We start from the raw sequence: 22,815 nt of genomic DNA, 5'->3' as shown, positions 1-22,815 counted from the left end.
CTCCAAAAAGCCGACATCCCGGAGAGCTGAACGCCGAGCATTCAGCTCAGTCCGCGGCCAGGCAGTTGAGTTTGCGGGAGGTGGGGATTTTCGCGTGTTTGGCGAAGATTGGAACGAGGTCCGCGGCGGGCAGGGGGCGGCAGAAAAAATAGCCTTGAATGAAATCGCAGCCCTGTTCGCGGAGAAACTCCTGCTGTTCTGCCGTTTCCACGCCTTCGGCCACGACGTTGAGCTTGAGGCTGCGGGCCAGGGCGATGACCGCGGTGGCGATGGTCGCGCCGTCGTCCTGTTGGCCGATGCTCTGGATAAAACACTTGTCGATCTTCAGGGTGTCGATGGGCAGGTTGAGCAGATAGCTCAGGGATGAATACCCCGTGCCGAAGTCGTCGATGGCCACGAGAACGCCCATTTGGCCGAGCACGTTCAATGCGCTCTGGGCCTGCTTGATGTTCTCCATGAGCACGTTTTCCGTCAGCTCCAATTCCAGGCAACGCGGGGAAAGGCCGGTTTTGCGCAGGATGCGCTCCACGGTATCCGGAAAATCGGGCTGGTCCAATTGCCATCCGGCCAGATTCACGGCCATGCAGACTCGCACCCCCAGTTCGTCCCGCCATTGCTTGTTCTGACGGCAGGCCTCATGAAGCACGAACTCGCCAATGGAGGCCATCAGCCCCAGCTCCTCGGCCAGAGGGATGAAGCTCAAAGGAGGGACGAACCCCAGCTCCGGATGCTGCCAACGCAGCAGGGCCTCCACACCCACGACCCTGCCGGTACTCAGTTCCACCTGGGGCTGGTAGTGCAGCAGGAGCTGCTCCGCTTCCACGGCCTTGCGCAAGTGGTTTTCCAGGCTCAGCCGGGCGTTGACCTGAAGGTTCATTTCCGACTTGAAAAACTGGTAGTTGTTCTTGCCCCTTTCCTTGGCATGGTACATGGCCGCGTCGGAGTTTTTCTGCAATTCCTCCGGGTTCGCGGCGTCCTGGGGATAAAAGGCCACGCCGATGCTCGTGGTCACCACCACCTCGTTGCCTTCAAGAACAAAGGGCTGACCCATGGCGTAGAGTATTTTCTGGGCGACCACCGCCGCGTCTTGAGGCGTTTCGACGTCATCCAGAATAATCGTGAACTCGTCCCCGCCCAGTCGGGATACCGTGTCCTTTTTCCGCACGGTGTCCAATAAACGGCCCGCCACGCTTTTCAAAAGCCGATCCCCCACGGAGTGACCCAGGGTGTCGTTGATCAATTTGAAACGATCCAGGTCGAGAAACATCAGGGCCACGGAGTGGCCGTTGCGCTGGGACCGGGTACAGGCTTGGCCCAGTCGATCCTTGAACAGAAGCCTGTTGGGAAGGTCCGTCAGGGCGTCGTAGTGGGCGAGGTAGAACAGGTGGGCCTGCTTACGCTCGGTGATGGCCCCGAGGAGGTCATGCCCGTTGCCGATACCGGCGTACTTTCCCTGCTCCGTCAGGATGAAGCCGTCGTACATGTGCTGCATCCCGGCGTCGATGATGATCCGGGCCAGATCGTCCAGGGATACGTTCTTGTCCACGACCACCGGATTGGAGGCCATGAACATGCTGATGGGTTTGCGGCCATGCAGTTCCCGAGTGAACGGTTGGCTGAACATCTCATGAAGCTTGAAGCGATTGATCAGCCCCACCGGCCTGCCCTCCTGGACCACGGGCAACACCATCAGATCCGGGTGATTGCGGAAGGTATCGTAAACATTGAGCAGAGGCATGGCGGGGGCGACGTACGGAGCCGGACGCATCAGGACGCAGGCCCTGGGAGAGGACGTGTCCGGACGGCCGTTGGAGCATGCCGGATAGTTCAGTGTTACGGGGTGAATGTTGGGCGAAGGCGGAGAAGAAACATCGTTTTTCGGCATCAGATAATCGACTTGAGCGGTCATGGCTGTCGTCATGTCTGTCCTTGTGCCCCCTGCTGTTTTTCTCGTGGTTTATCGGAAAGAGCAAATTGCTCCGGGACGCCGTTGTTCGAGATACCCATATCACCCCAACGTGAATCGCGTGGTTACAGTTGTGTTACAGTTCAACGTCGGTTCTATGTTAAATGGCACTGACAGGAGTTTCTTTAAATCGCCGCAACGCATTAATAAACGTCCATGCCGAAAATCAATCGAAAAAAGCTATCTAATCAGGAATCATGCATCATTATTTACAATTAGACATAAAACCCAAAATTGCGATAAGGATTTCAAAGATGATTCCCCGTTGATTGGAAGAGATTTTGGGCCGGGGCAAACCAACCTTTGATCAAGTATTTTTCACTTATGTTACACGCCGAATATACCGAAGGAGCCGCAGGTATCGACATTGGCTCCCGGTCCATCGAACTGGTCGTCCTCAGCCCGACCGGGGAAATCACGCACCAAGCCAAAGTCCCCACCACCTTCGCCCCTTTGCGGCAATGCCGCGAGATCCTCACGGGAGTGCGAGTACGCCGGATCACGGCCACCGGGTACGGCCGCAAGCTGTTCGTGGAAAACGGCATCCTGAATCCGTGCGTCGCAATTACCGAAATCCAGGCATACGCCCTGGGAGCAGCCAAACTGTATCCCGAAGCACGCACCGTCCTGGACATCGGCGGTCAGGACACCAAGGTCATCTCTTTAGGGTCTGAAGGCCGGGTGCTGAAGTTCGAGATGAACGACCGCTGCGCCGCGGGTACGGGCAAGTTTTTGGAGATCATGGCCACTTCGCTGCAAGTTCCCATCGAGGAGTTCGGCGACTTCGCCTTGGCCGCAGACAAACAGGTGCAAATCAGCAGCATGTGCGCTGTTTTCGCCGAATCCGAGGCCACCTCCCTCATGGGCCGTGGTGAACAACCGCAAAATATCGCCATGGGCCTCCACTTGGCCATCGTGGAACGAACCATGGCCATGCTCAGCAGGGTCGGCCTGGAGCAGCCACTCTGCTTTGCGGGCGGCGTGGCCCACAATCGATGCGTGATCACGTTATTGGAGGAACGGCTCAAGGAACGAATCATCGTCCCGACGGAACCGGACATGGTCGGTGCGCTTGGAGCCGCACGGTACGGCCTGAGGAAAGGAATCGGCCAGCAAGGAATGTTTGACGTAACCAAGGAGAGAAACAAATGAGACGCATGAATGGCTTGACGGTTGTTTTGATGTTGGCGCTGACCCTGTTCGTCGCGAGCCCCGTCGCAGCGCAAAAAACACCCAGCGGCAAAGGCGTCACGATCTGGTTTGACACCGGCGGCAGCGTAGGCGGGCCGTACAATACCATTGTTCAGAACGGCGCCCAGGCCGCGGCCGACGATCTGGGCGTCACGCTGCGCCTGCTCTATTCCGACTGGAGCCCGGAAAAAGTGATCTCCAACTTCAAGCAGGCCATGGCCGCCAAGCCCGACGGCATCGTGGTCATGGGCTTCCCAGGAGACGACGCTTATGCACCCTTCATCAACGAGGCGGTGGCAGAGGGAATCATCGTGACCAGTGTTGACACAAAACTTCCCGCAATGGCGTCCTCCCACAAGGCCAAGGGCTTCGGCTACGTCGGCACGGACAACTACGCCCAGGGCAAGGCCCTTGCCGAGGAGGCTCTGAAGCGCGCCCAACTTGTACCAGGTGACCAGGTATTCGTCTGGGGCCTCAAGCGGTTGCAGGATCGTGGTCGGCGGGCCCAGGCCATCCTGGACGTCATGGAGGCCGCGGGCATGAAGGTCGATTACTATGAAATCTCCCCGGAAGTGGACAAGGACACCTCCATGGGCGTGCCCCTGGTGACCGGCTACCTCTCCAGCAATCCAAACTGCAAAATGATGATCGTGGACCACGGCGCGCTGACTTCCCAGATGGAAAACTTCCTGCGCGCCGCCGCCGTGGAACCGGGCAAGATCTTCGTGGCCGGCTTCTCCCTCTCCCCAGCCACGGCCTCGGCCATCGAGAACGGCTACGTCAGCCTCGTCTCCGAGGCCCAGCCCTACCTCATGGGCTACCTCGGAGTGCTCCAGATCGTCCTGACTAAAAAATACGGCTTCACCGGCCTGGAAGTCGACACCGGCGGCGGAATGATCGACGCGGAAAACATCGCCCAGATCGCGCCCTTGGCGAAGAAGGGTCTGCGCTAACCGGTCGAGAACCGTTCCGCATGAGTTCTCTTCAAGGAATATCCGGTCCCCGAGTTCTTCGGGGACCGGTTCTCAACCCGCGAAACGGATTCCGGATCCCTCTCAACCTGAATCCCCGCAACACGACTCCCAGGGAATCGAGATGAGCCTGATCGTCGAAATGGCCAACATCTCCAAGTCCTATGGCGAAATCAAAGCCCTGGACAACGTGAGCTTTGCCCTCGGCTCCAACGAGGTGGTCGGCCTGTTGGGTGACAACGGCGCGGGCAAGTCCACCTTGATCAAGATCCTGGCCGGCGTGACCCGGGCGGATGCCGGGACCATGCACATCAACGGGCAAGCCATCGACCCTCGCGGGCACACCGTGGCCAAGGCTCGCAAGCTGGGCATCGAGACTGTTTTTCAAGATAAATCCCTGGGAGAGAAGCAACCTCTGTGGAGCAATTTCTTCGTGGGCAGACACCTGACCAATCGCTGGGGCTTCATCGACGTGGCGGCCGAGATGCGCGTGACCCGGAAAATTCTTGGGAACATTCTCGGACTCCAGGCCAGCAATCTTCGGCCCGAGACCATAGCCGGAACCCTTTCCGGCGGGGAGCGGCAAGGTGTGGCCATCGGCCGAGCCATGCACTTCAATTCCCGGATCGTCGTGCTGGATGAGCCGACCACGGCCCTGTCCCTGCGCGAGGTCGACAACGTTTTGTCCTTTGTCCGGCACATCAAGCGGCAAGGAAAGGCCTGCGTCTACATATCGCACAACATCAACCACGTGCATGCCGTGGCGGACAGGTTCGTGATCGTAGACAAAGGGAAGATCGCTCTGGACCTTCCCAAGGACGGGACGACCCTGGAAGAGCTGATCAAGGTCATGATCCGCATTGCCGATGGCGAGGTCCCGACTCGGCCAGGTGGCCATTCATGAAAATTTGCAACGTCAACTGCACCATTTTTCTGATCCTGGGTATCGTCTTGAGCGTCTTCATCCTGCTCAGCCCGGAGACTTTTCTCTCCTCCCGCATCTACCTCTCCTACATGTCCATCATCCCCTTTCCGGCCATCGTGGCCCTCGGGGCGACCTTCGTGATCATCAGCGGGGAAATCGACCTGAGCTTCCCCTCCACCATGGCCCTGGCAGGATTCGTCTTTTCCATGATCTTTGCCGGCGGAGGGCATCCCCTCCTGGGCCTCGTCGCGGCCATGGCCGTCGGAGCCCTGATCGGACTGATCAACGGTCTGATCGTCGTCAAAATCGGGGTGCCCTCGATCATCGCCACCATCGGCACCCAGTTCTTCTGGAGCGGTTTCACCATGGTCGTCAGCTCCGGCCTGGCCATCAATATTGTGGCCATTCGGGACACCGTGACCCATACCTTCTTCGTGGGCCGCCTGTTCTGGGGCATCCCGGGCCAGGCGCTTTGGTGCCTGGGACTGGTCGCCATTTTGTGGCTGATCCTGAACCGCCATGTCTTCGGCGAGAACATCAAGTTCACCGGGGACAGCGCCCAAACGGCCCGAGCCATGGGCATCAATGTGGGGGCGACGAAAATCGGAGCGTTCATGCTCCTGGGGGCTTTGACCGCCCTGAGCGGGGCCATGGTCTGCATGGAAATGGCCAACTGGTGGCCTACCCAGGGCGAAGGCTATCTGCTGCCGGTCTTTGCCGCGGTCTTTGTGGGCGGAACGTCCGTGTTCGGCGGTACGGGGACCATCGTGGGGACGCTCATCGGGGCGGTGATCATCGGGATGCTCGAGGCGGGCATCATCAGCGCGGGCTTCTCCGGATTCTGGACCCGGATGGCCTACGGGGTGATCGTCGTGGGTTCGGTTTCCATCTATGCATGGATGGATCGCAGCCGGGCCAAATTGCAGCCATAATCTTCAGCCAAGGAAATGTTTCCATGACAACGCCAAAACCCCAATGCTTCACCAGGTTCGAGAACTGGGCGGAAAAGAGCCTGCTGGACCTGGATACGGCCCGCCGGGAAGGTACGAAAATCGCCGGGGTGTTCTGCACCTACGCGCCGTTGGAATTGGTCCGGGCCGCCGGGGCCGTGCCCGTTTCCCTGTGCGGGAAGAAGCAGGACCCCATCGGGGCTGCTGAAAAGCACCTTCCAGCCAACCTCTGTCCCCTGATCAAATCCAGTTACGGCTATGCCGTCACGGACACCTGCCCCTTCTTCGCGGCCAGTGATTTCATCCTCGGGGAGACCACCTGCGACGGCAAGAAGAAGATGTTCGAGCTGCTCCAAGACATCAAGCCGCTGCATTTGCTTCACCTGCCCTATCTGCAGGACGACGCCACGGCCCTGGCCTTCTGGATGGACCAGATCCAGCGCATGCAAGCCTTTCTCGAACAGACCACCGGGCAACGGGTCACCCGGGACCGGATCCAGCGAGAAATCCGTGACGCCAACCGGGTTCGACGGCTCCTGAAACAGATAGCCTACCTAGCCAGTGACCATCCGATTCCGATTTCCGGCCTGGACGCCATGCGTGTTTTTGAAAGTTCGTCGTTTGTCGTGAATCTGCCCGAGTTCGCCGGACTGCTGGAAACTCTGGCTCAGGAACTGACCGAGATGAAGGCCCGGGGTCTGTCCGTCCGCGGCCCCGACGCGCCGCGCATTCTGCTCACCGGATGCCCGGTGGGCAAAGGATCGGACAAGGTCTTGAAGCTGATCGAGGACAGCGGGGCCGTGGTGGTCTGTCTGGAAAACTGCACCGGCTTCAAGAATTTCGACCTCCTGGTGGACGAGACCGGCGACCCCGTCGAAGCCCTGGCCCGTCGCTACCTGCGCACCCCCTGCTCCTGCATGACCCCCAACCAGGGTCGGTTCGACCTGATCTCCAGACTGACCAGGGACTTCAAGGTCCAAGGCATCGTCGACCAGACCTGGCAATGCTGCCACACCTACAACGTCGAGGCCCACGGAATAAAGACCTTGGCGGAACAAGCCCTGAACATCCCGTTCCTGCACATCGAAACCGATTACTCGGAGTCGGACACGGAACAGCTCAGGACACGCGTCGAAGCGTTTTTGGAAGTGATAGCCATGAACTGACAGGTCACTCCTGAATAACCCAACAACATAAGGAGGTAACAATAAAACGAACTTCTCGGACTTGCCGTTGAAACAGATAACATTACGGATCAAGGCGTTTCTGGAACTGATATGAGAAAATTGCAAAACGCCCGAAAATTGAAGAACAAGCTGTGATCAAAGAAACATGTCTTTATATTGAGAAGCGAGGAATACTGTCTTTATATTTATTGTTGATTAATTTACTTTTTTCATGAAAGTTTCGATATATTATTATTTTTGTAATTGCTTCTAGTATTTATTTTTATACATCGTGCCAAATCATATAAAATATTATTAATTCAATGTGTTGCGACCTATTTCGTTGCTCTACCAATTTCTATCGATGAGATAGAATGAAAATACAATTGTCATCAACATAAACAAATGGAGGTATTTATGTCTAAGTCTAATGATAACACATTCCAAGCAATAAACAGAAGAGATTTTGTCAAAAGGAGTGGCTATGCCATTGGCGCAGCGAGCCTGTGCTCATCAGGTCTTTATTCGCTGATCAAACCTGACGCTGCTCATGCACGTACCGATAGTATTCGCTTGGCCTATATTCTTTCTGATCACCATGCACCATTTATGCTGCTCTGTTCAGACTGGCAAAGATTTAAAGATCGTTACAACATCTATCTTGAACCGATTGCACACAACAGGATATACAATTTCTACTACGAAGGAGAAAGAGAGGCGACCATCAACGTCATTGCCGCCAGGCAAGGACCGGACCTTCTACGATTGATGGAACAGGGAAGCGTTGATCTGTCGATAACGGGTGTACAGGCCATTTACATGTCAGTTGATCGATGTTTCGGGTCCAAGCTGGTTTCACCTTATCAAAGCGAAGGCAATGCCTTCGTTATAAGAAAAGGAATCGACATTAGAAGTTGGGATCAATTTGTCCAAACGATCAAAGGCACAAAAAATCAATTTACCATCGGCGTTCCAGGGCCGGTAACGTCACCGGCGATTATCTTCAAAGATGGACTAATGGATGCTGGCATCACTTTCACAGAAGACTCATTTGATAGAAAAGCCGACGTCGTCCTGATGAACATGAAAGGACATGGCAATGTCGTGCCTGGGATGGTTAATGGTATTACGGAAGCATTAGTTGGCGCACAGCCTTTTCCTGCGACCGCGGTCGTTCAAGGACAAGGTCATTTGATACTGAATTTACAGGATCTTCCAGGCAGAAAATGGCGCGAACATGCTTGTTGCGCTTTGGAGGCGGGACCGTCCATCATGCAAAACAACCCCTCTCAACTAGTCAAATTGCTTGAACTGCTGGTCCTATCCGCATATGAGGCCGAAAACGACACTGATGCAACCGCCATCGCTGCCTCATCGTGGCTTTCGGTTGACCTTGAAGTAGAAAAATTTGCTCTGCCGACCATGGGCTTTTCCACGGAACCCACAGCGCAATGGCTAAATACTGCTTATTCCTATGCCAAACCGATGGGTGAGCTCGGCGTACTGGTAAATAACCTCAAGGGTAAACATGGCCAGGAGATCGGCGATTTGGCCTTTGACTTTTCCTATCTGGAACTGGCAAAAAACAATCTCAGAATTAAAGGGTATATTTAGAGGCAATGAGACATACGGCACTGCTGCAAAAATTCTTTTACCTTTTCGCTTTTCCTTTGCTGCTGGCTGCTATCTGGCAGTTGATCGCCATAATAAGCGATAAACCCAACTCTTTCCCCCGTCTTGAGGCGATTTTCAGCATCTTGGCCAAACCAGGTGAAAAAGTATTGATTACCGGAAGTCTCCTGGAAAGTACCATTGTCAGTCTTTTACGGGTTGGGTTGGGCTTTCTGTCCGCAGCAGCCATTGCAGTGCCATTGGGCATCCTTATGGGCCATTTCAGGTTTGTCCAACAACTGCTTCATTCCACAGTCGAGTTGTTGAGGCCTGTTCCACCCTTGGCCTGGGTTCCGTTGATTCTCGCTTGGTTCGGCATCAGGGGCATAATTGATGTCTTTCCACAACTCTCATTTTCGGTCGTTATACATAGCATTCAGTTTTCCACGCTTATCATCATATTCATTGGTTCTTTTTTTCCCGTTCTTTTGAATACCATTCAAGGAGTTCGCGCCATACCGGCAGAGTACTTGGAATCTGCCAGAACTATGGGCTCAAGCGGCATGAACCTGCTGATCAAAGTGCTTATCCCTGCCAGCCTGCCGACAATCCTCACAGGTATTCGTATTGGACTAGGCGTAGGTTGGATGTGTCTTGTCGCGGCAGAGATGATGCCCGGCAGCAATTCCGGACTCGGATATATGATCTGGTATGCTTATGAGATGTTCAGGACCGATATTGTTATCGCCGGCATCATTGTCATTGGTGTGATCGGCCTGCTTCTTGACAGCGGCATTGCTAGACTCGAACGCAAAATTGCCAGTACTATTCAAAAGTGAACAATTGCTATGTTAAAGCTCGAAGGAGTTACAAAGAGATTTCATACCTCACGTGGATTAGTACCCGTAGTGGATAATCTTTCCTTGGAAATAGCAAAAAACGAACTAGTATGTTTAGTAGGAAGATCCGGGTGCGGGAAAACCACAACACTCCGAATGGTGGCTGGTCTTGAACAGCCCAGTGAAGGAATCATTCTTGTAGACTCAAAACAGGTCAAGGGGCCGGGTGCAGACCGAGCGGTTGTTTTTCAACGTTACACCCTTTATCCTTGGCGTACAGCCTTGGAGAATGTGTGTTTCGGCCTCGAGATTCAAAAAGTAAGACGTAAAGAACGGCTGCGACAGGGCCTGCATTACCTGAATCGTGTCGGTCTTGCCGACCACACCGACAGTTACCCTTTTCAGCTATCAGGAGGAATGCAGCAGCGGGTTGCAGTAGCCAGAGCGCTTGCATGCGATCCGAAAGTTCTGTTGATGGACGAACCATTCGGGGCGATGGACGCCAGGACTAGAGACGACCTGCAAAACGAACTGGTCAACATCTGGGAACGGGATCGCAAGACAATCCTTTTCATCACCCATAGCATCACTGAAGCGCTGATACTTGCAGACCGCATTGTCATGATGGACAGAAATCCTGGAAGAATAAAAACTATTTTCGAGGTGGTTCTGTCCAGACCTCGTAACCGATATAGTGAAAGCTTCCGAAAACTGCACAATGATATCCATGTGGTACTGGGAGATGACTGATGCGTCACAGCCTTACGCGCCTGGTGTTTCCGATCAACGCTCTGCCCGCGGCCCATCTGATCAAGGAAGGGATTGAGGGCGTGGTGCGTCAGCCGCGTCTGAAGCTTGAGGCAACAGAACGTTACTATCGACTGGTTGACGCCGACCTGATTTTCTACTTCAGCGATATCGCCATTCAGGCTGAAGCGCTGGGCGCCGGGGTGAAATATTCCCCTGGTGGAATGCCGGCAGTGAATGTTCCAGCGAAAACAATCCGTTCACCAGACGATGAGTTTGTCGAACGAATGAAGGGCAACGCCTTTGTCATGCGTCAACTCAGTCGCAGCTTTCCCGAAAAATTACGGGCTGCCCTGATCTATGGGCCATTTACCGTTGCCGGGCAAGTGGTCGGGGAAGAACGTCTCCTGCGCGACCTGGTCAAGGACCCTCAAGGGGTAGAGCAACTCTTGCGTCGATGTTGCCGGTCCGCCTGTGATTATTTCGAGTTGCTGCTCGCAGCCGGGGCCAACCTGCTCTGGGTTTCCGATCCTCTCGCCGCCCTGATTCCTGCTCAGGACTTTGAGCGCTTTGCCGGAAAATATTTGCGTGAACTCTTTGAGCGCTATCGCGACATGCCGTCCATTTTGCATGTCTGCGGCGACACCACCCCCATCATTAGAGACATAGCCGCGACCGGCGTCAGCGGCATCAGTTTTGACAATTGTATGAATTTGCTCGCTGTTGAAGACGATGTGCCGCCTGAAACGACGATTATCGGGAATATCGATCCAGTCAATATTGTCGCCCAGGCCGATGCGGCACAGATAACCAATTCCGTTATCGACCTGGTTTCCGTGATGGGAGTCCACGACAACTTTTCACTCAGCACCGGCTGCGCCGTTCCGCCCTCAGCCCCTCCGGAAAATGTCAAGGTTTTCGTGGAAACCGGACGTAGGGCTTTCAGTGATATTTTCCCCCACCAAAAACTGTTGCGTGAAATGAGCAGGGCTGTATACGAAGGCCGGGAAAAATTGGTGCAGGAACTGATTGGTGAAGCCGTCTTGGCAAAAATCCCTCGACTGACGACTATTCGCAGCGGCCTGACCAGAGCGATCCGCAAAGGCAGCGCCTGTTACGAGGTTGGACGTTGTCATCTTCCAGCCCTTTTGATCAAAGTCGACGCATTTTACCGTGGACTTGAGAAGCTGGAACCTGACGCCTCCCAGGGATCGTCCGATCAACTGAAGCCGCTGGTAATCCTGGGCACGGTTCAAGACGATGTGCACGACATTGGAAAGAATTTGGTGCGTATCTTTCTTGAGTCGCACGGCTTTGCGGTGCTCGATCTTGGGGTGAATGTTCCTGTGAAAGCATTCCTGGATGCCTTTGAGCAAAACCCTCAGGCCCTGCTTGGGCTTTCCGCTTTCAACACAAACTCTCACTTTCACCTCGCCCAGATCATTCGTTCTTTCAGAAACAAGGGCTATAATCCCCCTTTTATGGTCGGAGGCGCGGCGGTAAATGCAGAAGTGGCGCGTACAGTGGGGGCGGACGGTTTTGCCAAGGATGCAGTGCGGGCCGTGGAGTTGGCGGGGCGTCTCGCTGTTTCCGCGGCAGGACGGTCAGAGCAGGCATGACAAGGCGCACATGTTCAGGATCAGTGTCACCGACAGTCTGATACGTTATCTGCAACTCAACGGAAATGTTCAGGGGATTGAACGTTTACCGGCCCTGCTCGCTGTAGCTCAGCAACATGTTGAAGCGACAAGCTGGAGAAAAAAAGTCGCCATTGATGATTTTTTTTCGCAATTTTCACCTTGGGCCGAAACCAGCGTCGCCCTTTGCAGCTTGCTGAAACCCTGTAGCACCGTGTGGTTGATGGCCGCCAGCATCGGTCCAGGCATCGAGCGGCTGTCACGCCGCGGTTTTGCGCAAAAAGAACACTTTTCAGCCTACATGCTCGACCGGCTTGGCAGTTATCTGGTCGAGCTGCAGCTGCGTGAAATCGATAGAGGGATTGGACGTCAGGAAGCGGCTGCAGGAAACAGATGCACCCGGCGCTACAGCCCTGGATACAAAGACTTTCCACTCCATGCCCAAACCATTTTTTTCCGCCTGCTCAAGAATAAATTCGCCGGGTTGCGTTTAAGTCCGGCAGGCGTCTTGATTCCAGAAAAGACGATTACCGCGGTGAAGGGGGTGACATGTCCCTCGGTTTGCTGAGCCCGATCTGCTTGGTGGCGGCCTTCGCCGGTCTTGTTCAGATGACTTGGGGGGCGGACTGAGTTCGACAAGGTGGCCGACGAGGAGGTGCGCCGCACCGTGCGCATCCAGGATGACATGGGCCTGGACGTGGTCGTGGACGGCGAGCACCGCCGGGACAATTTCTATTCCTTCATCACGAAAAATGTCGAGGGGGACTAGGCTGATGAGCCTGGTCCCCGGACAGTAGATGCGGAGTCCCCGACAGAGATCGTGGCCAGGGCCGAGCAGGCCCTGCGCTACTATCGTCCGGAGCAGATCTTCCTTAACACGGACTGCGGCTTTTGCTGCTTTGCCAACCGTTGCGTCAACGTGGAAGAGGTGGCCACGGCCAAGCTGCACAGCATTGTCCTGGCCGCCCGAATGCTTCGGGAACGGTATGGATGAACATATCGAAGAATCAGTATGACGCTCCTTCCTCCACCATCTCCCTGGGTCCGGTTCCAAAGAGCCGGACACCATGGAGAGCCCACTCCGTCGTGAACTCCCGGCATCCACTCTGAGCCGACTCCCCGTCTCCCAACGCCGCTCCCGGCACTACGCCAAACCTCTCAGCTTTGCGGCAAGGTACGGCGCGAGGGCCGTTATCGCGAGGACGACAGGCCAGATGTTGCCACCTTTGAATGTGTAGGCCTCAAGCAACACGGGCCACGACTTGCCCTGCCATATCCCGAACGAGAATTCAAAGACGAGCGTTAGTGCGAGCCAGCCAAACCCAACGAGCCAGAACTGCACAGGCCGGGAAATTTGCAGCCAGGGAAGCGATATGTACGCCACGCCGATGATGAGGGCCGAAAGCAGCAACCCACTCAGAACGAGCGCTGCCGGGGTTCCGAGCCCCGGAATGAGCACGGACTCACGCAGGATTCCATTCGCGACGGCCAGAACGAGGATGCCGGTCCAAATTGTTAATGCCTTTAAAGCGACTATCGTCAGCATCGATTGGTCCTTTAGCGCTTAACTTTGCTATTTTTTGGGATTTCACAAAAAAAATGCCCAAAAATTTCAGGCATTAACTACCAATCTCATTGATGTTGCGGTCCTTTACGCGCCCGGCTGCCCGTCCTGGCCATTGCCGTTGATGGTTTCCATGATCTCCTTGAAACTCAGCAGTCCGGCTTCGATGTTTTCGATGATCTCGCTGGCCAGGATGTCCGGGTCGGACAGGTTGTCCAGGTCCGCGAGGCTTTTGTCCTTGAGCCAGAAGATGTCCAGGTTGGTTTTGTCGCGTGCAATGATCTCCTGATAGGTGAAGCTGCGCCAACGCCCGTCCGGGTTGTCCTCGGACCAGGTTTCCCGGCGGTCCTGACGGTTGGCCGGGTTGTAGCACTGCACGAAATCCTGCAGGTCCGCGGCCTGCATGGTATTCTTCTTCAGGGTGTGATGAATGTTGGTCCGGTAGTCGTAGACCCAGACTTCCTTGGTCCAGGGGTCGCGTGAGGCCGGCTTGTTGTCGAAAAAGAGGACGTTGGCCTTGACCCCCTGGGCGTAGAAAATCCCCGTGGGCAGGCGCAGGATGGTGTGCAGGTCCGTGGTTTTCATCAGCTCCTTGCGTACAATTTCCCCGGCCCCGCCTTCAAAAAGCACGTTGTCCGGCAGGACCACGGCGGCCTTTCCGTCGATCTTCAGCAGGGTGCGGATGTGCTGGAGGAAATTGAGCTGCTTGTTGCTGGTGGTGGCCCAGAAGTCCTGGCGGTTGTAGCTCAGGTCCTGCTTTTCCTGTTCACCGGCATCATTGGTGATGGTCATGCTGCTTTTCTTGCCAAAGGGCGGATTGGCCAGCACGTAGTCCGCCCGGACGCCCGCGTCGGCGATCAGGGCGTCGGTGGGGGAGATGAAGGACTCGCCGTCGATTTCCCCGATGTTGTGCAAAAACATGTTCATCAGGCAGAGCCGACGGGTTCCGGCCACGATCTCGTTGCCGGAGAAGGTCTGGTTTTTCAGGAACGCCTTCTGGTCCCGGTCCAGCTCGTAATGCCCGGTAATGTAGTCGTAGGCGGCCAGGAAGAACCCGCCCGTGCCGCAGGCCGGATCATGGACGGTCTTGCCGGGCCGCGGAGCCACGCATTGGACCATGGCCTTGATCAGGGCCCGGGGGGTGAAATACTGGCCCGCGCCGCTCTTGGTGTCCGCTGCGTTCTTTTCCAGCAAGCCCTCGTAGATGTCGCCCTTGATATCGGCCCCGACCATGGTCCACTGCTCCTGGCCGATCATGTCGATGATCTTCAGCAGCTTGGCCGGGTCCTGGATCTTGTTCTGGGACTTGGTGAAAATCTGGCCCAGCATCCCTTTTTCCGTGGCCAGGGAGCGCAGCATCCGCGAGTAATACGCCTCCAGCTCCGCGCCCCGCTTCCGGCGCAGGGTCGGCCAGTCGCACCGCTCCCCGTCCGGCAGCTCGCGGCCCTCGGTGTCCTTGATCCTCGGAACACGGATATCCTTGTTGTAGGGGGGCCGGCTCATCTCGTCGGCCATTTTCAAAAAAAGCAGATAGGTGATCTGCTCCAGGTAATCTCCGTAGCCCACGCCGTCATCGCGCAGCACATGGGCAAAGTTCCAGACCTTGGAAATCAGGCTTGATTCGTTCATGGGGTGTTTCTGTTCAGAATGCTGATGATCAGCCGGTTAATGGTTTTTAGTCGTCAAAAAGGGGATGGTTCAAAACAGGTTGACACATTGGCATCGTGTTCCAAATTTGTATGCAAATAACCGCGCCTTGTAGGGGCAGGCCTTGCGCCTGCCCTTCGCCCATATCAACATGGCGGCACGGTTGATCGTGGGTTCGTCGTGCTTCCTCGTTGCCTCGCCCACCCAGGGCGGCCGCGAGGGCCGCCCCTACGATATTCCGTGTTCCGGCCATAACCTACAGTATTCCCCCCATCGTGTAGGGGCACGGCGCGCCGTGCCCCTACACGATGCACATTTTCACGGCAACAAAAAATGTAACCTCTTTTGCCCATCAAAATGAACCATACCACAAAAAATCCTTTCCACCCGGACTCTCTCCGCCCGCTTATGTCGAACGCTTTTTTCTGGTTCTCGCCCTGTTTCCACCACCCGCCTTGTCCTTGCGAATCCGCTCCAGCAACGTCTGAGCCGGCTCCCAATCCGCCTCCCGACGACACGCCGCAACCTCGTCCTCACTCAGCAGCTTCCCTTCAAAGGCCTTTTTCAAAATGCTCTGACGCAGGGCTTCGGCCTTTTCCAGGCTCTGATCAATGATTTCAGTCATTTTGTCGCAGACGGAGAGACGGGATTCAATCTCCATAATAATCTGAAATTGTTCCTCAATGCTATTTGGCAAATTTATGAGAATTTCACGGAAAACATTGGCAGGGATTTGTGGCTGAGCAGTTCCAGATTGCTTCTTTTTTAATTGGTAAAAAAATGCTGGTGAGTTTATAAATTGCATTAAATAATGTGGGCTTAACTCTTTCGGATCATTCACACGCAAGATTAACATACCTGAATTAATACGGATATTTTCATACTTTATATTATCGTCATAAAGAGCAACGTTTCCAAGGGTTCCTCTTGTAGTAATTACTACGTCATTCCTTTTTAATTTACCACTTCCCAACTGTTGATCCTTATCTTTTGTTATAAAAATATTCTCATCAAAAATAAATTTGCCTTTTCTCACGTTTTTTGTAGACAAGAACAAGCAATATCCTGAATTTAAAAAATTGTGTTTTTTGGGATAATTTTTTCCTCTATCCCCATCTATTGTTAATAGTATATTCCCTAATTTTATATAATTCCATTCCGATATACTTACGGATTTTTTTTCCCTCCACCTATTGGTCAACTCCCCCTCAAACGCCTTCTTCAGCACAGCCTGCCGAAAAATTTCCAGCTTGGCCTTGGCGTTTTTGAAGTTGGCAATGCCGTTGTCCAGTTCACTGAGAAGCTTTTCTATTTTTGCGACGATGGCGCGTTGTTCGGAGAGGGGGGCGATGAGTATTTTTAAAGTATTTGCGTTATTGATTGTGACTTGTGGTTGTGCAGAACCTGTAATAATTTTTGATTTATTTGCGCTTTTCAGTGCGTAAAATAGAAATTTTCTTTCGACTTTCACCTTCTCCGGTATTTCGACAATAAGAGAGTTATTTGTAACAAAACATTTTTTTGGTGAAATATTAATTGTTCCGCTTGCAGCCCCTCTGCATGAAATCAATATCTGTTCATCTTCGTATTTATACTCAGTATAATATCCAATTATTCCATTAGCCCCAAACACAGGGAAGCCTCTATCCAACAATACTTTTGTCGGTAATCCCTTGCCATATTTTATAGGGAAAACACTACCCAACTCCACCTCAACCCAATCATCACGCATCATGCCGCCAACGCCTCATTCAGTTCATCAAGCAGTTCATCGGCCTTATCGCCAAACAGTCGCCACATCCGGCCCCGGCCACCCTGGGCGTCGAAGGGGGTGTAGTCCAGGTCGTCCACGGTCACATGGAAGCTGGCGGTCACATGGTCCTTGAGCAGACGCAGCCACTGCATCTGTTCCTCGGTGAACTTCTCCCCGGCTCCGCCATGCTTCTTGAAGATCCAGTCCTTGAAATTCCTGTCCACGATGTGGCTGTAGGGCGTAAGCCGCTCATCAATGCCCACGACCTTGCGGATCAGGGACACCAGGGCCGCCAGCTCGCTCTTGGGGCTGTCTCCCTGGACATTCTCCAACTGGGCATAGGCCTCCCAGACGTAATGCGGGGCAAGCAGCGGCTTGTCCTGCTTCAGCTTGTCCAGCACGTCCTTGATCGTGGCCAAGGTCAGCTCCCTGCGGCGGTAGGGCTGGGCGTAGAAGATGCTCAGGGCGATGATCTCGTCCCTGTTGGCCTGAATGTAGGCGGCAAAGTCCTGGACCACTTCCCGGGCCTTGTCCGTGGAAAAGCTGTCCCATTCCGCTTTCTTGAGCTTGTCCAGATTGACCGTGTCGATGATCTGCTCATGCACCTTGCGCACATGCTCAATGTACTCGTTCAGCTCGCCGGTAAAAGGGGCCGCGGCCCGGCAACGCAGGGCGTCCAGCTCCTTGAGCACGGCCTTTTCGATTTCGGCTGGCGGCTCGCCGGCCATGTCCTGCCTGATGCGCGTCTGTACGCCCTCGATGGTATCCGGGTTGTAGACGTGCAGCAGGTCCTTGGCCGTTTGATTGATGCTTTTGCCGTCGGTCAGCTTCGCAAACTGATCCCGTTCCTTTGGCGTGAGCTGTTTTTCGAGGCGGATCAGGCGGTTGGCCAGGGAGCTGAACAGGTCTTCATCCTGTGCGCCCATGGTCACTGCATTGAGTAGGTCTTTCAGCGGCACGGCCGGTTTGCGTTCCAGGGGGCGGGAATCGGTCTTCTTGGATTTGGTCGCGCCCACGGCATCCACGATCACGAAATGGGTCTTGGTGTACCGGGCCGTGCGGGTGACCCGTTTCAGGTCGTCGAAGGTCAGCGTGCGCGTGCCCCGGCCCTTCATCTGTTCATAATAGTTGGAACTTTTGACGTCGCGTAGGAACAGCAGCACTTCCAGCGGCTTGACGTCCGTGCCCGTGGCGATCATGTCCACGGTCACGGCGATCCGCGGCGCCCAGGAGTTGCGGAAGCGGGTCAGGACGGACTTGGGGTCTTCGTCGGCCTTGTAAGTGATCTTTTTGCAGAAGTCGTTGCCCTCGCCGAACTCTTCCCGGATGATCTGGATAATGTCGTCCGCATGGCTGTCGGTCTTGGCAAAGACCAGGGTCTTGGGCACCTCGAACACGCCCTGCTCGTCGTACCGGTCCGGAAACATCCGTGGCAAGGCCTGCTTGAAGGCCCGGACAATGCTCCGGATCTGGCTTGGGTTGACCACCTCCCTGTCCAGGCTCCCCGGCGTGTACACAAGATCCTCGTCCAGCTGCTCCCAGCGTTTTTTGCGGGTCAGCTTCTCCCGCTTGTCCACGTACTCCCTGGCCCTGATTGTGGCCCCGGCCCGGGTGATTTCCGTCTCAATGGTAAACACGTCGTACGGGACGTTCACCCCGTCGGCCACGGAATCTTCGTAGCTATATTCGCTGACCACGTTTTCGTTGAAAAATCCGAAGGTGCGCTTGTCCGGCGTGGCGGTCAGGCCCACCAGGAAGGCGTCGAAGTATTCCAGAACCTGTTTCCACAGGTTGTAGATGGAGCGGTGGCACTCGTCGATGATGACGAAGTCGAACTGCTCGATGGGATTTTGCGCCGAGTACGTCACGGGCAGGGGCTCTTTCTTGCGCCACTGCCAGGCGGATTCGTTGGGATTGTTCAGCTCCGCGGATTCGTCCAGCTCCTCGCCCTTGAGGATGGCGTAGAGGCGCTGGATGGTGGAGATGCAGACCTGGGTGTCCGAGGCGATATGGCTGGAGGTCAGCCGCTGGACGTTGTAGAGTTCGGTGAATTTCCGGTTATCGTCAGGCGGCTGGTATTTCAAGAATTCCTGCTCCGCCTGCTCGCCCAGGTTCCGGGTGTCCACCAGAAACAGGATGCGGCGGGCCTTGGCGAATTTGAGCAGCCGATAGCCGACATTGCAGGCGGTAAAGGTCTTCCCCGCGCCGGTGGCCATTTGCGCCAAGGCCCTGGGCCGATTCTCCCGGAAGGAGGCTTCCAGGTTTCTGATGGCCACGATCTGGGCGTCACGCAGTCCGTCCTCATCCAGTTCCGGCATGCGTGCCAGCCTGGCCCGCAGCGTATCCGGCTGCTCCTTCCACTCGGCCAGGGTCTCGGGCCGGAAAAAGTGAAACACCGGTCGGGAACGGGGCTTGGGGTCGCGGTAATCCGTGAACCGGGTCAGCGTGCCCGTGCTTTCGTAGACGAACGGCAGGGGCTCCTGGTTCAGATTGTATTTCAATTTAGCCCTGGCATAGGATTCCGACTGATCCTCATGCACGGTCAGCCGCTCCCCCTCTTCCTCCCGCTTGGCCTCGATCACGCCCACCGGCTTGCGGTCCACGAACAACACGTAATCCGCCGGCCCGGCGTCGGTCTGAAGCTCCCGGACCGCCACGCCCCGGCCCGCGGACAAATCCACCCTGCTCTTGGACTGCACCACCCATCCGGCGGCAATCAACATCCCGTCGATGGCGTCGCGGGCTTTTTGTTCGGGATTCTGGTTGGGCATGGGGTGGGGGGGCGTATTTATGGGAGGAAATCGGTCACTTTGGGAATTGCTCAAGCCTCATGTCCATGATCTTTCTTGCCGCTTCGTCCAAATGCATGTCGTAGAGCATCAACGCGGCGTCCTCGTCAATGGTGATGCCGAAGGCAGCTTCAATATCGTTGAAGGGGGGAGTGTCCTCGATGATGTCAGGCGGGGAGTACGTCGACCACATGCAGCACATCTGCCTGGAGTCGGGGTTGTTTCGATATTTCCGCCGGTGCTTCTGGTATATCCGGTCCAACGTCTCGGAGATGGTTTGGGAGTCGTCCTTCATTTCCGGCCTCTCAGCCCAGGTAGTCCGGGCACCTCGATTCTTCCATTCATCGGTCAAATCCTGCCATGCCGTAATGCCCCGCAGGCGCTTGTCGATCCATTCCTAAAACCGCTCCACCCCGGCTATTCCCCGTAATGCGTCCTGGCCCGGAGAACAAGCACAACCAACTCGTCGTCATGTATCGAATAGACGACCCGGTCCTTGAAACCCAGGCGAACCGAGTAGTACCCTTTCAGGTTTCCCACGAGAGCCTTGCCCGAGTATGGATCAACCGCGAGGCGATGCCGGAGAATGTCTTTCAATTTGTCCCGGAGCTTTGGCGAAAGTTTCTCGATGTCCTTGGCGGCCTTTCGCGTGAACCGAATCCGATAGGTCACTGCTCTTCCCCAAAGACCTCTTCAAAAGAAAGCGTATCGCCTGACTCCGCTTCCAGGCGGGCGATCTGGAAATCTTCGCGGAACCCCGGCGAGGACAAAAGCTCCAGGGTTTCCTGGATGCTCTCGTACTCATCCTGGGACATGAGCACCGCATCGCCGTTTCTGTGCCGGATGTGATAGATTTCATGACGTTCGTTGGCGGATTTGAGCAGATCGAAAAAACTTTTCCTGGCAGCCGTGGCAGTCATGGTCGCCATGATGAATCCTCCTTGCGTACAGATTCTGGTACGTTCTTAACGTAAGCTTCTCCTTGGTCGAGTGTCAAACGGCGACATGTTGATCAGGATGTGCTCATTTATTCATTTGGCTCGTCACTCACCTGAGGAATTTTGGATGCTTGAAAATACCTTGAAAATGAAACCGCCTGAAGCCGCGAGACATATCAACGAAGCCTGTACCCGGTGCGGGACCTGTGTCCGCCGGTGCGCCTTTCTAACCAGGTACGGTATGCCCGGGGATATCGCCCGTCGGGTGCTGGCCGGGGAACGCACCGTCGATCCGTTCGAGTGCAGTCTGTGCAACCTTTGCTCCGCGGTCTGCCCGGAAGAGCTTGCTCCGGGGCACCTGTTTCTGGCCCAGCGCCGCTTGGCCGTGGATCAGGGACTGGTGGACTTCAAGCCCTATGCGCCACTGCTCGGCTACGAAAAGCGCGGCCACTCCAGCCTCTTTGCCTGGTATCCGCCCTCGCCCGCCAAAACAATATTCTTTCCGGGCTGCACCCTTCCCGGCACCCGTCCCCGAGTCACATGGCGTTTCTTCGAGACCTTGCGCGAACTTGAGCCGAAGATGGCCATGGTTCTGGACTGCTGCCACAAGCCGTCCCACGATCTGGGGCGGCAATCCTATTTTTTCGAGCAATTCCGGAGCATCCGGGATCGCCTCCAGGCTTTTGGCGTGGAGCGGATCATCGTGGCCTGCCCCAACTGCCACAAGGTCTTCAAAAAGTACGGAGAGGGGCTGACGGTCACAACCGTGTACGAAGTCATGGCCCAAAAACAAGCCCGAATGACGAAAGAGAGCGCAACGGTGTCACTCTCCACAACAGCTCAAGTCACGGTTCACGACCCCTGCCCTCTGAGGGATCAGCCCGGAGTCCACCAAGCCGTGCGCTCGCTTCTGGCGGCCCGGGGCTTTGATATTCGGGAAATGGAGGACAGCGGTACACGGACGTTGTGCTGCGGGGAAGGTGGAGCCGTGGGGTTCAGAAATCCCGCTCTGGCTGCGGCCTGGGTCGAGAAGCGACGCACCCAGGCTCAAGGTGACCGGATCATTACCTACTGCGCCGGTTGCGTCGGCTTCCTGAACCGCGCCGCGCCCACGAGCCACCTGGGAGACGTGCTGTTCGAGCCGGAAAAGGCCATGCGGGGCCGAAGCCAAGCGGCCAAGGCCCCACTGACCTATTGGAATAGGTTGTGGTTAAAACGGAAACTCATTCGCAGCGTCTAGCTGAGTGTTGAAAAAACCTTATCCGGCAGTTCGTTCAAAAACCCCAAGTGCACGGAGCAAATAAAGTTATCCGGACACGTCCTGTGTCCGGCCACTTCGGGCTATGGCTGCGCCACATTTTCGATTTGCCGTCCTGGCAATCGAATCAAGGTCGAAGCGTATTTATTCATACGTGAGAGTTTGAACTTATTTTTCGGCGACGCAGCAATTGGGAGTTTTTCAACGGACTGCGAGCGGTCCATCAACAAGACGAACAACTTCCCCCGCACCCACCGCCTCCGCCGCCTACCTGGACCTCGGAGGAGACGGCGAATCCGTACGGCGTCATGTCGATCTTGATAGTCCCGGCTTTTTGGCTCAATTCCTTGTCAACGAGAAAGGTATAGCCGCTGAGTTCCTGCACCAGGTCCGTCTCCTGCTCCGTGTCCAAAGCCAGAGAGAGCCGCTCTCCACCGCATCCAGCGGCCAGATAAACCCGAATCGGGGATTGCGCATTGCCTTGAAAGTGGTTGTCCAGTTGCTCCTTCACGGAAGGGGTGATTTCAATCATGTTTATGTTCCTCTTGGGTTAAGTTGTTTGCTTTTGGAGCGACGTACAATACATCGGGTAAAATCAAGAACCTGAAAAGTCAAATAGCCTTCCTGTATAGAATTGCCGCAGGAGTATTTGCTGTTTCAATTGATTAGGGCGACCTGGTGACATCGGCAAATTCGACATACAGGCCCCCATGATCTTGGAAGATATTGGAAGGCGAACCCCTGTCGGCCCGTGCATCGAAAAAGGCTATCGTCTGAAGAACCATTCATTTGCTTTTCAGATTAGACACCAAGCTCGAAGATGCGCTAAAAGAATGCGGTTCCGTGAACACATGACTGTTTGC

At 55.2% G+C, this 22,815-nt stretch carries 20 protein-coding genes and 1 pseudogene; 12 read left to right on the top strand and 9 right to left on the bottom strand.

Annotation, left to right across the window (positions count from 1 at the left end):
* Window positions 1-46 precede the first annotated feature (46 nt).
* Window positions 47-1,909, bottom strand: a complete 1,863-nt coding sequence (locus AC559A_RS11045) for an EAL domain-containing protein (RefSeq protein WP_498817965.1) — start codon at window positions 1,907-1,909, stop codon at window positions 47-49.
* A gap of 381 nt (window positions 1,910-2,290) precedes the next feature.
* On the opposite strand from AC559A_RS11045, the gene AC559A_RS11040 reads away from it, so the two are divergent.
* The 11 genes and pseudogenes from AC559A_RS11040 to AC559A_RS10990 form a co-directional block, all read left to right on the top strand.
* Entirely contained in the window at window positions 2,291-3,118 is an 828-nt protein-coding gene (locus AC559A_RS11040) for an acyl-CoA dehydratase activase (RefSeq protein WP_498817964.1), read from the top strand.
* Window positions 3,115-4,110 carry a sugar ABC transporter substrate-binding protein gene (locus tag AC559A_RS11035; RefSeq protein WP_498817963.1) on the top strand — a complete coding sequence of 332 codons (996 nt, stop codon included), beginning with the start codon at window positions 3,115-3,117 and terminating at the stop codon, window positions 4,108-4,110. Before AC559A_RS11040 ends, AC559A_RS11035 begins: the two co-directional genes overlap by 4 nt.
* A gap of 142 nt (window positions 4,111-4,252) precedes the next feature.
* Window positions 4,253-5,032, top strand: a complete 780-nt coding sequence (locus AC559A_RS11030) for an ATP-binding cassette domain-containing protein (protein ID WP_498817962.1) — start codon at window positions 4,253-4,255, stop codon at window positions 5,030-5,032.
* Window positions 5,029-5,985: an ABC transporter permease gene (locus AC559A_RS11025; protein WP_498817961.1), complete on the top strand. Its 957-nt coding sequence runs from the start codon at window positions 5,029-5,031 to the stop codon at window positions 5,983-5,985. Before AC559A_RS11030 ends, AC559A_RS11025 begins: the two co-directional genes overlap by 4 nt.
* Window positions 5,986-6,008: 23 nt before the next feature.
* Window positions 6,009-7,169, top strand: coding sequence for a double-cubane-cluster-containing anaerobic reductase (locus AC559A_RS11020; RefSeq protein ID WP_498817960.1), 1,161 nt, complete (start codon window positions 6,009-6,011; stop codon window positions 7,167-7,169).
* A gap of 417 nt (window positions 7,170-7,586) precedes the next feature.
* Complete coding sequence (locus AC559A_RS11015) at window positions 7,587-8,783, top strand: ABC transporter substrate-binding protein (protein ID WP_498817959.1); 1,197 nt, start codon at window positions 7,587-7,589, stop codon at window positions 8,781-8,783.
* A gap of 5 nt (window positions 8,784-8,788) precedes the next feature.
* Entirely contained in the window at window positions 8,789-9,619 is an 831-nt protein-coding gene (locus AC559A_RS11010) for an ABC transporter permease (RefSeq protein ID WP_498817958.1), read from the top strand.
* Window positions 9,620-9,703: 84 nt separating this feature from the next.
* Window positions 9,704-10,369: an ABC transporter ATP-binding protein gene (locus tag AC559A_RS11005; RefSeq protein WP_498817957.1), complete on the top strand. Its 666-nt coding sequence runs from the start codon at window positions 9,704-9,706 to the stop codon at window positions 10,367-10,369.
* Window positions 10,369-11,985: a uroporphyrinogen decarboxylase family protein gene (locus tag AC559A_RS11000; protein WP_498817956.1), complete on the top strand. Its 1,617-nt coding sequence runs from the start codon at window positions 10,369-10,371 to the stop codon at window positions 11,983-11,985. Before AC559A_RS11005 ends, AC559A_RS11000 begins: the two co-directional genes overlap by 1 nt.
* 10 nt (window positions 11,986-11,995) lie before the next feature.
* Window positions 11,996-12,571 carry a hypothetical protein gene (locus AC559A_RS10995; RefSeq protein ID WP_498817955.1) on the top strand — a complete coding sequence of 192 codons (576 nt, stop codon included), beginning with the start codon at window positions 11,996-11,998 and terminating at the stop codon, window positions 12,569-12,571.
* Window positions 12,572-12,787: 216 nt separating this feature from the next.
* Window positions 12,788-12,997 (top strand): annotated as a pseudogene (locus AC559A_RS10990) (vitamin-B12 independent methionine synthase); the annotation flags it as partial.
* A gap of 150 nt (window positions 12,998-13,147) precedes the next feature.
* Here the strand turns inward: AC559A_RS10990 and AC559A_RS10985 are convergent.
* From AC559A_RS10985 to AC559A_RS10955, 7 genes are all read right to left on the bottom strand, one after another.
* Window positions 13,148-13,549, bottom strand: coding sequence for a hypothetical protein (locus AC559A_RS10985; RefSeq protein ID WP_498817954.1), 402 nt, complete (start codon window positions 13,547-13,549; stop codon window positions 13,148-13,150).
* Window positions 13,550-13,654: 105 nt separating this feature from the next.
* On the bottom strand, window positions 13,655-15,196 hold the full coding sequence (locus AC559A_RS10980) for a class I SAM-dependent DNA methyltransferase (protein ID WP_498817953.1): 1,542 nt from the start codon (window positions 15,194-15,196) through the stop codon (window positions 13,655-13,657).
* 424 nt (window positions 15,197-15,620) lie between these two features.
* On the bottom strand, window positions 15,621-16,949 hold the full coding sequence (locus AC559A_RS10975) for a restriction endonuclease subunit S (RefSeq protein WP_498817952.1): 1,329 nt from the start codon (window positions 16,947-16,949) through the stop codon (window positions 15,621-15,623).
* Window positions 16,946-19,738, bottom strand: coding sequence for a type I restriction endonuclease subunit R (locus AC559A_RS10970; RefSeq protein WP_498817951.1), 2,793 nt, complete (start codon window positions 19,736-19,738; stop codon window positions 16,946-16,948). The genes AC559A_RS10975 and AC559A_RS10970 overlap by 4 nt, the downstream gene beginning before the upstream one ends.
* A 34-nt stretch (window positions 19,739-19,772) precedes the next feature.
* Complete coding sequence (locus tag AC559A_RS10965; protein ID WP_498817950.1) at window positions 19,773-20,051, bottom strand: hypothetical protein; 279 nt, start codon at window positions 20,049-20,051, stop codon at window positions 19,773-19,775.
* Between the two features lie 122 nt (window positions 20,052-20,173).
* On the bottom strand, window positions 20,174-20,428 hold the full coding sequence (locus tag AC559A_RS10960; RefSeq protein WP_498817949.1) for a type II toxin-antitoxin system RelE family toxin: 255 nt from the start codon (window positions 20,426-20,428) through the stop codon (window positions 20,174-20,176).
* Window positions 20,425-20,685 (bottom strand): type II toxin-antitoxin system Phd/YefM family antitoxin, encoded by a 261-nt coding sequence (locus AC559A_RS10955; RefSeq protein WP_498817948.1) that lies wholly within the window; start codon window positions 20,683-20,685, stop codon window positions 20,425-20,427. The genes AC559A_RS10960 and AC559A_RS10955 overlap by 4 nt, the downstream gene beginning before the upstream one ends.
* A 136-nt stretch (window positions 20,686-20,821) precedes the next feature.
* Between AC559A_RS10955 and AC559A_RS10950 the strand changes: the two genes are divergently transcribed.
* The gene (locus AC559A_RS10950) at window positions 20,822-21,934 is read left to right on the top strand and encodes a (Fe-S)-binding protein (protein WP_498817947.1); all 1,113 of its coding nucleotides are present in this window, start codon (window positions 20,822-20,824) and stop codon (window positions 21,932-21,934) included.
* A 241-nt stretch (window positions 21,935-22,175) separates the two neighbouring features.
* Here the strand turns inward: AC559A_RS10950 and AC559A_RS10945 are convergent, their stop codons facing one another.
* Window positions 22,176-22,484, bottom strand: coding sequence for an IscA/HesB family protein (locus tag AC559A_RS10945; protein ID WP_498817946.1), 309 nt, complete (start codon window positions 22,482-22,484; stop codon window positions 22,176-22,178).
* Between the last annotated feature and the right edge of the window lie 331 nt (window positions 22,485-22,815).

Origin of the sequence: Desulfonatronum zhilinae (genome assembly GCF_900182865.1) — a bacterium.
In the GTDB taxonomy this organism is placed as follows: Bacteria; Desulfobacterota; Desulfovibrionia; order Desulfovibrionales; family Desulfonatronaceae; genus Desulfonatronum; species Desulfonatronum lacustre.
Note: the sequence above shows the minus strand (reverse complement) of the source record. Positions and strands in the feature narration are given on the sequence as shown.

Excerpts from the sequence above, each read along its gene's own strand:
- AC559A_RS10970 (WP_498817951.1), bottom strand. The coding sequence starts at position 19,738 with ATGCCCAACCAGAATCCCGAACAAAAAGCCCGCGACGCCATCGACGGG.
- AC559A_RS11010 (WP_498817958.1), top strand. The coding sequence starts at position 8,789 with ATGAGACATACGGCACTGCTGCAAAAATTCTTTTACCTTTTCGCTTTT.
- AC559A_RS11035 (WP_498817963.1), top strand. The coding sequence starts at position 3,115 with ATGAGACGCATGAATGGCTTGACGGTTGTTTTGATGTTGGCGCTGACC.
- AC559A_RS11020 (WP_498817960.1), top strand. The coding sequence starts at position 6,009 with ATGACAACGCCAAAACCCCAATGCTTCACCAGGTTCGAGAACTGGGCG.
- AC559A_RS11040 (WP_498817964.1), top strand. The coding sequence starts at position 2,291 with ATGTTACACGCCGAATATACCGAAGGAGCCGCAGGTATCGACATTGGC.
- AC559A_RS11030 (WP_498817962.1), top strand. The coding sequence starts at position 4,253 with ATGAGCCTGATCGTCGAAATGGCCAACATCTCCAAGTCCTATGGCGAA.
- AC559A_RS10985 (WP_498817954.1), bottom strand. The coding sequence starts at position 13,549 with ATGCTGACGATAGTCGCTTTAAAGGCATTAACAATTTGGACCGGCATC.
- AC559A_RS10995 (WP_498817955.1), top strand. The coding sequence starts at position 11,996 with ATGTTCAGGATCAGTGTCACCGACAGTCTGATACGTTATCTGCAACTC.
- AC559A_RS10965 (WP_498817950.1), bottom strand. The coding sequence starts at position 20,051 with ATGAAGGACGACTCCCAAACCATCTCCGAGACGTTGGACCGGATATAC.
- AC559A_RS11025 (WP_498817961.1), top strand. The coding sequence starts at position 5,029 with ATGAAAATTTGCAACGTCAACTGCACCATTTTTCTGATCCTGGGTATC.
- AC559A_RS11045 (WP_498817965.1), bottom strand. The coding sequence starts at position 1,909 with ATGACCGCTCAAGTCGATTATCTGATGCCGAAAAACGATGTTTCTTCT.
- AC559A_RS11015 (WP_498817959.1), top strand. The coding sequence starts at position 7,587 with ATGTCTAAGTCTAATGATAACACATTCCAAGCAATAAACAGAAGAGAT.
- AC559A_RS10955 (WP_498817948.1), bottom strand. The coding sequence starts at position 20,685 with ATGGCGACCATGACTGCCACGGCTGCCAGGAAAAGTTTTTTCGATCTG.
- AC559A_RS10950 (WP_498817947.1), top strand. The coding sequence starts at position 20,822 with ATGCTTGAAAATACCTTGAAAATGAAACCGCCTGAAGCCGCGAGACAT.
- AC559A_RS10975 (WP_498817952.1), bottom strand. The coding sequence starts at position 16,949 with ATGATGCGTGATGATTGGGTTGAGGTGGAGTTGGGTAGTGTTTTCCCT.
- AC559A_RS10980 (WP_498817953.1), bottom strand. The coding sequence starts at position 15,196 with ATGAACGAATCAAGCCTGATTTCCAAGGTCTGGAACTTTGCCCATGTG.
- AC559A_RS10945 (WP_498817946.1), bottom strand. The coding sequence starts at position 22,484 with ATGATTGAAATCACCCCTTCCGTGAAGGAGCAACTGGACAACCACTTT.
- AC559A_RS11000 (WP_498817956.1), top strand. The coding sequence starts at position 10,369 with ATGCGTCACAGCCTTACGCGCCTGGTGTTTCCGATCAACGCTCTGCCC.